The 7,387-nt window shown below is 74.0% G+C and carries 8 protein-coding genes; 7 read left to right on the top strand and 1 reads right to left on the bottom strand.

All coding sequences use genetic code 11. The features are described from left to right. Positions 1-122 precede the first annotated feature (122 nt). Positions 123-1,748: an FAD-dependent oxidoreductase gene (locus ACFV0O_RS25115; protein WP_380345477.1), complete on the bottom strand. Its 1,626-nt coding sequence runs from the start codon at positions 1,746-1,748 to the stop codon at positions 123-125. Positions 1,749-2,052: 304 nt separating this feature from the next. Here ACFV0O_RS25115 and ACFV0O_RS25110 point away from each other — a divergent pair, with 304 nt between their 5' ends. The 7 genes from ACFV0O_RS25110 to ACFV0O_RS25080 are packed head-to-tail and all read left to right on the top strand — an operon-like array spanning position 2,053 to position 7,273. Then, positions 2,053-3,228: a SchA/CurD-like domain-containing protein gene (locus tag ACFV0O_RS25110; protein ID WP_380345475.1), complete on the top strand. Its 1,176-nt coding sequence runs from the start codon at positions 2,053-2,055 to the stop codon at positions 3,226-3,228. 41 nt (positions 3,229-3,269) lie between these two features. Beyond that, positions 3,270-3,695 (top strand): cupin domain-containing protein, encoded by a 426-nt coding sequence (locus tag ACFV0O_RS25105; RefSeq protein WP_360258242.1) that lies wholly within the window; start codon positions 3,270-3,272, stop codon positions 3,693-3,695. Beyond that, positions 3,692-4,948, top strand: coding sequence for a beta-ketoacyl-[acyl-carrier-protein] synthase family protein (locus ACFV0O_RS25100; RefSeq protein WP_360258239.1), 1,257 nt, complete (start codon positions 3,692-3,694; stop codon positions 4,946-4,948). Before ACFV0O_RS25105 ends, ACFV0O_RS25100 begins: the two co-directional genes overlap by 4 nt. A 5-nt stretch (positions 4,949-4,953) precedes the next feature. Then, entirely contained in the window at positions 4,954-6,195 is a 1,242-nt protein-coding gene (locus ACFV0O_RS25095; RefSeq protein ID WP_380345473.1) for a beta-ketoacyl synthase N-terminal-like domain-containing protein, read from the top strand. Positions 6,196-6,229: 34 nt separating this feature from the next. After that, the gene (locus tag ACFV0O_RS25090) at positions 6,230-6,490 is read left to right on the top strand and encodes an acyl carrier protein (protein ID WP_360258235.1); all 261 of its coding nucleotides are present in this window, start codon (positions 6,230-6,232) and stop codon (positions 6,488-6,490) included. Position 6,491: 1 nt separating this feature from the next. Further along, complete coding sequence (locus ACFV0O_RS25085) at positions 6,492-6,947, top strand: SRPBCC family protein (protein WP_360258233.1); 456 nt, start codon at positions 6,492-6,494, stop codon at positions 6,945-6,947. Continuing rightward, positions 6,944-7,273, top strand: coding sequence for a TcmI family type II polyketide cyclase (locus tag ACFV0O_RS25080; RefSeq protein ID WP_360258231.1), 330 nt, complete (start codon positions 6,944-6,946; stop codon positions 7,271-7,273). The genes ACFV0O_RS25085 and ACFV0O_RS25080 overlap by 4 nt, the downstream gene beginning before the upstream one ends. Positions 7,274-7,387: the final 114 nt, after the last annotated feature.

The following is a 7,387-nucleotide window of genomic DNA, read 5'->3' as shown; positions in this document are numbered from 1 at the left end:
GGGCCGGGGTTATCGCGGGGGTGGGCGCCCAGGTCGGGGGGTCGCCGGCGGGCGTAAACTGCCCCCCCCACCGCACCGGACGGGCCCGCCGGTCATCCGACCGGCGGGCCCTTCCGCGTGCCTCAGAGGCCCAGCACCGTCCGCAGCACCGTGCCCAGCTCGGCCTCCGGGTCCAGCGCCGGACCGGGCGAGCGCCACGCGACGAACCCGTCCGGGCGGACCAGGACGGCGCCCTGCGGGCCGATGCCGTGCAGGGCGGCGAAGTCCGCGCCCGGCTCCGGGGCCAGGTCGTCCTCGGCACCGTCGCCGATCCGGTAGGCGTCCAGCGGGACGGCCAGCCGGTCCGCCGCCCGTCGGGCGCCCGCCTGCCAGGCCGCGCCGTCGGGGCCGGTGAGCAGCACCATCGCCTGGTCGTACAGGTCCAGGGTGGAGAGCTTCACGCCCGCCCGCAGCAGCCACTGGTGCGGGGCCCGGCTGCCGGGCTCGCCCGCCGACTCGAACTGCTCGGGAACGACGGCGCCCTCCCGGTCCGTGCCGATCACCGCGCCGACCGGGTAGCGGTAGCCGAGCGCCACCGCGAGCACCCCGGCCTGCCGCCCGACGCCCGGCACCACCGCGTAGCCGGGGTGGCTGTGCTCGGCGGAGCGGGCCGAGGCGCGCTCACTGGTCACCCGGGCGACCGGCCGCCGCTCCTGCCCGTACGTCTCCAGCAGGCTCGGCCCGGCCCAGCCGCACAGCACGGCGGCGAGCTTCCAGGCCAGGTTGTGGGCGTCCTGGATGCCGGTGTTGGAACCGAAGGCGCCGGTCGGGGACATCTCGTGGGCGGAGTCCCCGGCGAGGAAGACGCGCCCGGCGCCGTACCGGTCGGCCACCCGCTCGGCGGCGTGCCAGGGCGCCCGGCCGGTCACCTCGACGTCCAGCTCGGGCAGGCCGACGGCGGTGCGGATGTGCCGCTCGCACCGCTCGTCCGTGAAGGCCTCCAGCGGCTCGCCGTGCTCGGGGTGCCACGGAGCGTGGAAGACCCACTCCTCCTGGTTGTCGACCGGCAGCAGCGCGCCGTCCGCCTCCGGGTTGGTCAGGTAGCAGGCGATGAAGTGCCGGTCACCGACCACCTCCGCCAGCCGCTTGGCCCGGAAGGTGATGCTGACGTTGTGGAACAGCTCGCCCTTGCCGCTCTGGCCGATGCCCAGCCGCTCGCGGACCGGGCTGCGCGGGCCGTCCGCCGCGATCAGGAACTCGGAGCGCACCACCCGCTGCTCGCCGCTCTCCCGGCTGCGCAGCACCGAGGTCACGCCGTCGGCGTCCTGCTCGAAGGACACCAGCTCGGTGCTGAACCGCACGTCCCCGCCCAGGTCGCGGGCCGCCCGCAGCAGCACCGGCTCCAGGTCGTTCTGGCTGCACAGGCACCAGGAGCTGGGGCTGAACCGGGCCAGCCGGCCGCCCGGGTCGATCTCGCGGAACAGCCACTCCTGCTCGGTGCCGGTCAGCGAGGGCGCCTGCAGGATGCCGTGGTTGGGGGCGAGGACCGAGGCGGCCTCACGGATCGCCGGCTCGACCCCGGCCACCCGGTACAGCTCCATCGTGCGGACGTTGTTGCCCCGGCCCCGCGGGTGACGCGAGGTGTCGGCGTGCTTCTCGACCAGCAGGTGTCTGACCCCGAGGCGGCCGAGGAAGAGTGAGGCCGACAGCCCGACCAGCGAGCCGCCCACGATCAGGACCGGCACCCGGTCGTCGATCTTCGGATTCATCAGTTGCTCCACCCTGTCAGGGGATTCCGCGGCCCGGCGTCTGGGTCGGCGCCGCCCTCGACGGGCCCGCTCAGCCGGGGGCCCCGCTCTTCCATCCCCCACCCGGGACCGGCTCTGCCGCCCCTTCGCTCGGATGGCCCGCAAATCTCGCGCCGCGCCCGGTGCGCCGCCCACGATCGACCTCAGGCCTGGCGCCGACCGCCCGGGCCCGACCCGCCGTCGCACCGCCTTCCCAGGCCGGGGAGCGCCCGCCGGGCACGACAGACACGGCCCGCAGCGTGCGGCCCAGAGCAGAAAGTGGATCATGACAACTCTGTCCGAACCCCAGCCGAGGCAGCACTCCGACTCCGACACCCGGTTGCGGGTCGTGCTGATGCTGGAGATCCAGGACGGCGCCCAGCAGCGCTTCCTCGACGTCTACGAGCAACTGCGCCACCAGGTGGCCTCGGTCCCCGGCCACGTCAGTGACCAGCTGTGCCAGTCGATCAACGACCCGCGCCAGTGGCTGATCACCAGCGAGTGGGAGGACCAGGAGACCTTCCTGCAGTGGGTGGACAGCCCGGCCCACCGCGAGATGGTCAAGCCGATGCACGGCTGCGTCAGCGACAACTTCCGCTCGCTGCGCTACGCCGTCCTGCGCGAGACCTCGGCGGCTGGCTCCACCGGCACCCGGGCCCCGATGGAGGTGCCGCCCGGGCTGCCGCCCACCTCGCCCGCCGGCCACGTCGGCCCGCCGAAGGCCGAGCCGGGCCCGGACGGCGTGGTCCGCCACGCCCTGACCTTCACCGTCAAGCCCGGCAGCGAGCCCGAGGTGGCCCGGATCCTCTCCGGCTACGCCTCCCCCCGCGCCGAGGTCGACGAACACACCCGGCTGCAGCGCACCTCGCTGTTCATGCACGGCAACCGGGTCGTGCGGGCCGTCGAGGTGGTCGGCAACCTGGGCGACGCGCTGCGCCACGTGGCGATGCAGCCCGAGGTGCGGGCCGTCGAGGAGGCGATCAACCCGCACCTGGAGGAGGCCCGCCAGCTGGGCGACCCGCAGGCGGCCCGCGCCTTCTTCGCCAGGGCGGCGCTGCCCGCCGAACACCAGGCGATCGCCGGCTCCCCCGCCTCCGGCCGGCTGCACCGGCACGCGGTGCTCTACCCCGTCCGTCCCGGCAACGGGCGGGCGGTGGCCGAGTTGCTGGCCGAGCACGACAACCTGGCCACCGCCGACCCGACCGGTCCCGTCGCGGCGGGCACCGTGTTCCGGCGCGACGACGTGGTGGTGCGCCTGGTCGACCTGCGGGTGCCGGCCGAGGCCGACCCCGCGGCGGCCCTCGGCGTGGCGGACGACCGGGAAGCGGGCGAACTGGCCCGGCTGCTCGACCTCGGACCGCAGGGCGACCTGCGCACCGTCGCCGGCCTCAGCGCCTTCCTCGCCGCCCGCGCCATGAACCCGGTCACCGACCGCAGCTCCAGCGACCCCCGAGCCAACTGACGCTTCGTCAGAACCCGTCGACTTCCCGGAGGAAGAGCACCATGACCACGCAGTACCCACGGATCGTCAACGTCGACGAGGCTCCGGAGAACCGCCGCCACGGCGCCGAACTACGCACCATGCTCACCCCGACCAGCTGCGGCGCGACCAGCGGCTTCATGGGCCTGGCGATCGTGCGGCCCGGCGAACGGATCGGCGAGCACTACCACCCGTACTCCGAGGAGTTCGTGTTCGTCGTCTCCGGCGAGCTGGAGGTGGACCTCGACGGGAAGGCCCACCCGCTCAAGCCCGACCAGGGCCTGATGATCCCGATCAACATGCGTCACCGCTTCCGCAACGTCGGCGACACCGAGGCCCGGATGGTCTTCCACCTCGGCCCGCTCGCCCCGCGCCCCGACCTGGGCCACGTGACCACCGAGGAGTCCGCGGCCTCCGGCCCGCCGGAACACGCCAAGGTGGCCTCGTGACCCGGCGCGTCGCCGTCACGGGGATCGGTGTGGTCGCGCCCGGCGGGGTCGGGGTCCCGGCGTTCTGGAACCTCCTCACGGCCGGCCGCACCGCGACCCGGGGCATCACGCTCTTCGACCCCACCGGGTTCCGTTCCCGGATCGCCGCCGAGGTCGACTTCGACCCCGCGGCCCACGGGCTGAGCCCGGAGGACGTCCAACGGGCTGACCGCTACGTCCAGTTCGCGATGGTCGCGGCCGACGAGGCGATCGCCGACGCCGGCCTGGACCTCGCCGCCGAGGACCCGTGGCGGATCGCCGTCTCGCTCGGCACCGCCGTCGGCGGCACCACCCGGCTGGAGCACGACTACGCCCTGGTCAGCGCCTCCGGCGCGCGCTGGGACGTGGACCACCGGCAGGCGCAGCCGCAGCTGCACCGGGCCTTCGCCCCCAGCACGCTGGCCTCCGCGGTGGCCGAGCGGACCGGCGCGCACGGCCCGGTCCAGACCGTCTCCACCGGCTGCACGTCCGGTCTGGACGCGATCGGCTACGGATTCCAGGCGGTCGAGGAGGGCCGCGCCGACATCTGCGTCGCCGGCGCCTCCGACTCCCCGATCTCGCCGATCACCGTGGCCTGCTTCGACGCCATCAAGGCCACCAGCGAGCGCAACGACGACCCGCAGCACGCCTCCCGGCCGTTCGACGCCGACCGCGACGGGTTCGTGCTGGGCGAGGGCGGCGCCGTCCTGGTGCTGGAGGAGCTGGAGCACGCCCGCCGCCGCGGCGCCCGGATCTACGGCGAGGTCGGCGGTTTCGCCACCTTCGGCAACGCCTACCACATGACCGGCCTCACCAAGGAGGGGCTGGAGATGTCCCGGGCGATCGACCACGCGCTCGCCCACGCCCGGGTGAACCGCACCGACGTCGACTACGTCAACGCGCACGGCTCGGGCACCAAGCAGAACGACCGGCACGAGACCGCCGCGGTCAAGCGCTCTCTGGGCGGGCACGCCTTCGAGACCCCGATGAGCTCGATCAAGTCGATGGTCGGGCACTCGCTCGGCGCGATCGGCGCGATCGAGGTCGTCGCCTGCACCCTGGCGCTCGCCCACGGCGTCGTGCCGCCGACCGCCAACTACGAGACTCCGGACCCGGAGTGCGACCTCGACTACGTGCCGCGCACCGCGCGCGAGCTGCCGCTGAGCCACATCCTCTCGGTCGGCAGCGGATTCGGCGGATTCCAGTCCGCCGTCGTGCTCAACAGAACGGGGTGAGTTCCATGACGTCACGTCAGCAGGGCCGCCGAGCGGTGGTCACCGGCCTCGGCGTGGTGGCGCCGAACGGCGTCGGGGCCGACGCCTTCTGGAAGGCCACCAGGCAGGGCGTGAGCGTCCTCGACCGGATATCCCGCGAGGGCTGCACCGAGCTGCCACTCAGGATCGCGGGTCAGGTGCGGGACTTCGAGCCGCAGTCGGCGATCGACAACCGCTACCTGGTACAGACCGACCGCTTCACGCACTACGCGATGGCCGCCGCCGACCTGGCGGTGGCGGACGCCGGCTTCCGGCCCGACCCCGAACAGCCCTTCGCGGTCGGCGTGGTGACCGCGGCCGGCTCCGGCGGCGGCGAGTTCGGCCAGCGCGAGCTCCAGCAACTCTGGGGCCAGGGGCCGAGGTTCGTCGGACCGTACCAGTCCATCGCCTGGTTCTACGCGGCCAGCACCGGCCAGATCTCGATCCGCGGCGGCTACAAGGGCCCCTGCGGCGTGGTCGCCAGCGACGAGGCCGGCGGCCTGGACGCCCTCGCGCACGCCGCCCGCACCGTCGAGCGCGGCACCGACGCGGTGGTGGTCGGCGCCGCCGAGGCCCCACTGGCCCCGTACTCGATGGTCTGCCAGCTCGGCTATCCCGAGCTCAGCCTGGCCGAGCGGGCCGAGGAGGCCTACCTGCCGTTCACCGCGAAGGCCTGCGGCTTCGCCCCCGCCGAGGGCGGCGCGATGCTGATGCTGGAGGACGAGCAGGCCGCCCGGCGACGCGGAGCCGCCGTCCGGGCGCACCTGACCGGGCACGGCGCCACCTTCACCGGGGCCTCCCGCTGGGAGGAGTCCCGGGAGGGGCTGGCCGCCGCGATCCGGATCGCGCTGGACGAGGCGCGGATCGCGCCCGAGGAGATCGACGTGGTCTTCGCGGACGCGCTGGGTGTGCCGGCCGCCGACCGGGCGGAGGCGCTGGCACTGGCCGACGCGCTCGGCCCGGCCGCCGAACGCGTCCCGGTCACCGCGCCCAAGACCGGTACCGGGCGGGCCTACTGCGGCGCCCCGCTGCTGGACGTGGCCGCCGCCGTGCTGGCCATGGAGGACGGCGTCCTGCCGCCCACACCCAACGTCACCGAGGTCTGCCACGACCTCGCCCTGGTGACCGACCGCGCCCGCCCCGCCGAACTGCGCACCGCCCTGGTGCTCAGCCGCGGACTGATGGGCTCCAACTCCGCGCTGGTCCTCCGGCGCGGGGAGCGGTCCTGAAGCACTCCGTCACACCTCCGAAGGGAAGCACCCCGTGAGCAACACCCTCAGCTATCCGGAACTCGCCACCCTGCTGCAGGCCCGGGCCGGCGTCACCGTCGACCCGGTCGACCTGGAGCAGCCGGGCGCGCAGTTCGACACGTTCGGCGTCGACTCGCTCGGACTGCTCGGCGTCGTCGGCGAGTTGGAGAACCGGCACGGCCTCAAGGTCACCTCGGGCGCCGAGTCCGCGAAGACCCCGGCCGAGTTCATGGAGCTGGTCAACTCCTCCCTCTCCGCGAAGGCCGGTGCCTGAGATGCCCGGACACACGGACAACGAGATCGTCATCGCCGCGCCGCTCGACCTGGTCTGGGAGATCACCAACGACCTGGAGAACTGGCCGGACCTCTTCAGCGAGTACGCCTCCGTGGACGTCCTGGAGCGTGACGGCGACCGCGTGCAGTTCCGGCTCACCATGCACCCGGACGAGAACGGCCAGGTGTGGAGCTGGGTCTCCGAGCGCACCACCGACAAGACCTCGCTCGCGGTGCGCGCCCGGCGGGTCGAACCCGGCCCGTTCGAGTTCATGGACATCCGCTGGGAGTACGCGGAGGTCCCGGCCGGCACGAGGATGCGCTGGATCCAGGACTTCGCGATGAAGCCCACCGCGCCGGTCGACGACGACGGCATGGTCAACCACATCAACAAGAACTCGCGGATCCAGATGCAGCTGATCCGCGAGAAGGTCGAGAAGCGGGCGGCGGAGCTGTGAACGGCACCCACCGCGCCCTGATCGTCGCCCGGATGAAGCCCGAGGCGGCACCGGACATCGCCGAGGTGTTCGCCGAGTCCGACCAGGGCGAGCTCCCGCACCTGATCGGCGTGACCGGCCGCAGCCTCTTCCAGTTCGGCGACGTCTACCTGCACCTGATCGAGGCCGACCGCCCGCCGGGCCCGGCCGTCGCCAAGGTCATCGGGCACCCCGAGTTCCGGACCGTGAGCGACCGCCTGACCGCCTTCGTCCAGGCCTACGACCCGGCCACCTGGCGTGAGCCGAAGGACGCGATGGCGCGGGAGTTCTACCGCTGGGAGCGCTGAACCGAGCCGCGCCGCCCCGACGGGCCCGCCCCCGGCCGGGTGCCGGGGGCGGGGCCCGCGCGCGCGCCGGGCCGCCCCCCCCCCCCCGGGCGGCCCCCGCACCCCCCCCCCGGC

Origin of the sequence: Kitasatospora sp. NPDC059577 (assembly GCF_042735475.1) — a bacterium.
In the GTDB taxonomy this organism is placed as follows: domain Bacteria; phylum Actinomycetota; class Actinomycetes; order Streptomycetales; family Streptomycetaceae; genus Kitasatospora.
Note: the sequence above shows the minus strand (reverse complement) of the source record. Positions and strands in the feature narration are given on the sequence as shown.

What these genes read in the sequence shown, in the direction of transcription:
- ACFV0O_RS25115 (WP_380345477.1), bottom strand. Translation starts at nt 1,748, where the DNA reads ATGAATCCGAAGATCGACGACCGGGTGCCGGTCCTGATCGTGGGCGGC.
- ACFV0O_RS25110 (WP_380345475.1), top strand. Translation starts at nt 2,053, where the DNA reads ATGACAACTCTGTCCGAACCCCAGCCGAGGCAGCACTCCGACTCCGAC.
- ACFV0O_RS25105 (WP_360258242.1), top strand. Translation starts at nt 3,270, where the DNA reads ATGACCACGCAGTACCCACGGATCGTCAACGTCGACGAGGCTCCGGAG.
- ACFV0O_RS25085 (WP_360258233.1), top strand. Translation starts at nt 6,492, where the DNA reads ATGCCCGGACACACGGACAACGAGATCGTCATCGCCGCGCCGCTCGAC.
- ACFV0O_RS25095 (WP_380345473.1), top strand. Translation starts at nt 4,954, where the DNA reads ATGACGTCACGTCAGCAGGGCCGCCGAGCGGTGGTCACCGGCCTCGGC.